At 67.9% G+C, this 4,174-nt stretch carries 3 protein-coding genes and 1 pseudogene; 2 read left to right on the top strand and 2 right to left on the bottom strand.

Features of this window, described 5'->3' with window-relative positions; translation table 11 throughout:
* Window positions 1–326: 326 nt before the first annotated feature.
* Both G6021_RS05765 and G6021_RS17140 read left to right on the top strand, forming a co-directional pair.
* Window positions 327–1,970, top strand: coding sequence for a sodium:solute symporter family protein (locus G6021_RS05765; protein ID WP_182616200.1), 1,644 nt, complete (start codon window positions 327–329; stop codon window positions 1,968–1,970).
* A gap of 14 nt (window positions 1,971–1,984) precedes the next feature.
* The gene (locus G6021_RS17140; RefSeq protein ID WP_218873259.1) at window positions 1,985–2,116 is read left to right on the top strand and encodes a putative transporter small subunit; all 132 of its coding nucleotides are present in this window, start codon (window positions 1,985–1,987) and stop codon (window positions 2,114–2,116) included.
* Window positions 2,117–2,194: 78 nt separating this feature from the next.
* On the opposite strand, the gene G6021_RS05760 is transcribed toward G6021_RS17140, so the two are convergent.
* Window positions 2,195–3,001 (bottom strand): glycosyltransferase, encoded by an 807-nt coding sequence (locus tag G6021_RS05760; RefSeq protein ID WP_179525781.1) that lies wholly within the window; start codon window positions 2,999–3,001, stop codon window positions 2,195–2,197.
* Between the two features lie 189 nt (window positions 3,002–3,190).
* Window positions 3,191–4,174: pseudogene (locus G6021_RS05755) on the bottom strand (alpha-hydroxy-acid oxidizing protein); the annotation flags it as partial.

Below are 4,174 nucleotides of genomic sequence, written 5' to 3'. Positions count from 1 at the left end.
GGGTGGACGGGCGAGCGGATGTGGAGTGGGGACGAGCGCGCGACCCGCGCGCGAGGGCGTGCGATGCCGTTTGCGTGCCGTTTGGTGATTTCCTCCAGTAAAAGCCTGGTCGAGCGCCGGAACTGCGCGGATAGAGCTCCATGCACTTGGCCATCCGCACAACGCCGTCCCCACGTCGATTCTTCGTTAAGGCGGTGCATTCACTAGGCTCAGCGTGTTCACATGACAAATGAAGAGGGAGAGGGGCAGATTTGCTGAGCTCTACAGCGCTGAGCGCAACGGCCGTGGTTCTACTTCTGGTGTTGTTCTACGGCGGCACCATGGTCATGTCCACACGGATCGCCAAGAGGAAAGAGAACGCCGACAGCTTCATGACCGCCGGCCACAAGATCGGGTTCGGGATCTCGGCCGCGTCGATGACCGCCACGTGGATCTGGGCGTCCTCCATGTACGCCTCGGTCAACTCCGGATACCTCTACGGCATTTCAGGGCCGATCCACTACGGGTTCTGGGGAGCCCTGATGATCCTGTTCATCTATCCCTTCGGTAAACGCATCCGCGAGGTCGCCCCGCAGGCGCACACCCTCGCGGAGGTCATGTTCGCCCGCCACGGTAGGTCCTCCCAGTTCATGCTGGCCGGATCCAACATCCTGGGTTCCGTCATCTCGTTGACGTCGAACTTCATCGCCGGTGGCGCGCTGATCTCCATGCTCAGCCCGTTCAGCTTCATCCAGGGCGTGATCGTGATCGCCTCAGGTGTCCTGCTCTATACGCTGTGGTCGGGCTTCCGCGCCTCGGTGCTCACCGACTTCGCGCAGGTGGTGGCGATGCTCGGTGCGGTGATCATCATCGTGCCGTCCATGTTCTTCTTCCTCGGCGGGATCGACCTGTTCACCAGCGGGGCTGACAATCTGACGCCGCAGCAGCAGTCGTTCTTCTCCTCGGACGCTTTCCTCAACCAGGGTGCGCCGTACATCGCGGCTGTGCTCGCCTACGCGATCGGCAACCAGACCATCGCGCAGCGGCTGTTCGCGGTGCGCGAGGACCTGATCAAGCCGACCTTCATCACCGCGACCATCGGTTACGGCGCGACGATCATCGGCATCGGCATGGTCGGTGTGCTGGCGCTCTACGCGGGTATCGACCCCGTCGACGGTGACCCCAACAACGTGCTTCCCCAGGTGGCGGCGGAGTACCTGCCGGGCTTCCTGGTCGCGGTGTTCTTCATCATGATCATCGGTTCGCTCTCCTCGACCGCGGACTCGGACCTGTCCGCGATGTCGTCGATCGCGATGAGCGACCTCTACGGTCAGGGTCTGCGCGGCCGTGGCAAGCTGCCCAACCCCCGCGTGATGCTCATCGTCGGCCGCATCACCATGATCCTGGCGACGGCGGCCGCGCTGATCTTCGCCAACATCAGGTTCAACATCCTCGATCTGTTGGTGTTCGTGGGCGCTCTGTGGGGCGCGTTGGTGTTCCCGGTGATCGCGAGCTTCTACTGGAAGAAGGTCACCAACTCGGCCTTCACCGTCTCCGTGCTGGTCGCTCTGGCGGTATTCCTGCCCACCCGCTTCGGGCTGATCCCGGACTCCGGCGTGCTGGCATACGCCGTCGAGGCGCTCGCCGTGGTGGGTGTGGGCGTGGTCCTGGGCCTGATGGTGTTCGGCTTCCTCGGACTCAGGCCGGCGCTCGTCGTGGCCGTGATCGCGGCCCTCGGCAGCGCGCCGTTCATCCTCGGCTTCCTGCGTGACTACGACACGCTCACGGCCTCACTCGTCGCGTACGCGGTCAGCACGATCGTCTGCGTGGCGATGTCGTACCGCAGTTCGATGGACTACGACTTCGACGAGATCGCGCTGGCCACCGCCGATTACGACACCGACGCGGTGGCGGAGGAGCTCGCCGACGCCGACGCCAGGAACACGGCCGAGAACACGAACGATGACGACGACGACGTCGTCCGCGTCTAGGAGAGGAACCGCAGATGACACCGATACTTCTGACGATCTATGTCCTGATCTGGCCCGTGATCGTGGCCGGCGTCCTGGCCGTCCTGGTGGGAGCCTTCATCAGGGAGGCCGCCGAGGCCAAGCGGGACGGCGTGCCGATCATCTGAGCGTGCTCGACGGCACTACGGGTGTGCCCCCTCGCCGAATCCGGTGAGGGGGCACACCCGTGTCAGGAGGGGGGTCGGTCAGCTGTGGAAGATCCGTCGGTAGGCCGCGTTCATGGCGGGGGCGGGCAGGCGCCGGTAGGCGTTGCGGGCGAGGTAGTTGGCCACGGCGCGGGGACGGGAGATCATGCCCGCGTCGAGGAGGGTGCGTTGAATGGTGCGCTCGGAGGCCGTGAGCTGGCGGCTCTTGCGACGGGAGAACTGCGCATCAGTGACGCGGAACTTCACCAGCGGTTCGGGCAGGTTGTGCAGGCGGTAGCCCGCGCCGATCAGGCGGATCATCAGGTCGTAGTCCTCCTGGTAGGGCACGTGGCGGTACCCGCCGACGGCGCGGATGGCGTCGGTGCGGGCCAGCAGGGACGGGTTGTTGACCGGGTTGTTGATGCGCGCGTAGCGGGCGATGTCCTCGTGCTCGGTGGGCAGGGCGCGCATGGCCTTCGGGTGCTCCGGGTCGGTGTCGAACTCGAGCATCGCCGAACCCAGGACGTCCACCCCGAGCGTGCGGGCGGCGTCGAGTTGCCGCTCGAACCGCTCGGGCAGGGAGATGTCGTCGGCGTCCTGGCGGGCGACCCAGCTGGTCCGGACCTCGTCGAACCCGCGTTGGGACGCCGCGGCGGCGCCGAGGTTCTGGGGTAGCGCGAACCGCCGCAGGTCCGGGGTGGAGTCCAGGACCTCACGCAGCGCGGGCGACAGGGGACCGTCCTCCACCACGATCACCTCAGCGGGCTGAACCGTCTGCGCGTGCACACTGTCCAGGGCATCGCGGAGCTGCGAGGGCGCGATCGCGTGGTAGACGGTGAGCAGGACGGACAGTTCGGGGTCACGCATCGAGGTCCTCGCGGTCGGTCTGGGGGCGGGCAGGGTGCCGACGCCTGCGAGCAGTATCGCGGAGACAGGGGGTCTCTTCCGTCAGGCGTACCGCGAGGCGGCGGATGGCCGGGAGCAGCGGCGGGTGGCCGGGAGCAGCGGCGGATGGCCGGGAACAGCGGCGGGAGAACAAGAAAAGCTGCGGGCGCCTCAGGCCAGCAGCGAGGCGTCCACCTCGTCCCACGAGCTCGCGCCGCACAGGGACAGCGTGAGGTCGATCTCGGCGAGCAGGTTGTCGAGCACCTCGCCCACCCCCGCTGCCCGGCGATGGCCAGACCGTAGATGTGCGGCCGACCGATCGTCACGGCGTCCGCGCCACACGCCATGGCCTTGACCACGTCCGTGCCGTTGCGGATGCCGGAGTCCAGCAGCAGGGTCGGCTCGGGGCCGACGGCCTCGCGGATGCGGACGAGGGCGTCCAGCGTGCCGATGGACCCGTCCACCTGCCGGCCTCCGTGGTTGGAGACCATGACCGCGTCGACGCCCATGTCAAAGGCCCGCCGGGCGTCCTCCGGGTGCAGGACTCCCTTGAGGACGACCGGTAGCCGGGTCCGGTCCCGCAGCGTGGCGATGTGGTCCCAGTTCAGCGCCGGGTTGGAGAACGTGTCGAGGAAGGTCTGGACGGCGGCGCGGGTCTCGGGGGCGGTGAGGTTCCTGCGCAGCCCGCCCGGGTGGTTCCGGGCCATCTCGAGCAGCGTCACGACGGCCTTCGGCGTGACCTTGACCGCGTCGGGGTCCGTGCCGGCGCCGGCGGCGGTCTCACGCGCGACCCGGTCGGCCACCATCTCGGCGAAGCGGGGGTCGGAGGTGTACTGGGCGATCCCGACCCCCCTCGTGAACGGGAGCGATCCCAGGTCGAGATCCCACGGCCGCCAGCCGAGCGTCGTGGTGTCGAGGGTGACGACCAGCGCCCCGGCGCCCGCGGCCTCCGCCCGGGAGATGAAGCTGTCGACAAGCTGCTCGTCCCTGCTCCAGTACAGCTGGAACCAGCGCGGCCCGTCCTTCATCGCCGCGGCAGTGGCCTCCATCGGCGACGAGCCCTGGGAGGACAGGATGTACGGCAGTCCGCGCTCGGCCGCGGCGCGCCCGATGTGGACGTCGGCGTCGCGGCGCACCAGGCCCGCGGCGCCGATC

It is taken from the genome of Dietzia sp. CW19 (genome assembly GCF_014145265.1).
GTDB classification, from domain to species: Bacteria; Actinomycetota; Actinomycetes; order Mycobacteriales; family Mycobacteriaceae; genus Dietzia; species Dietzia natronolimnaea.
The sequence above is the reverse complement of the archived record's forward strand: the minus strand, read 5'-3'. Positions and strand labels throughout refer to the sequence as shown.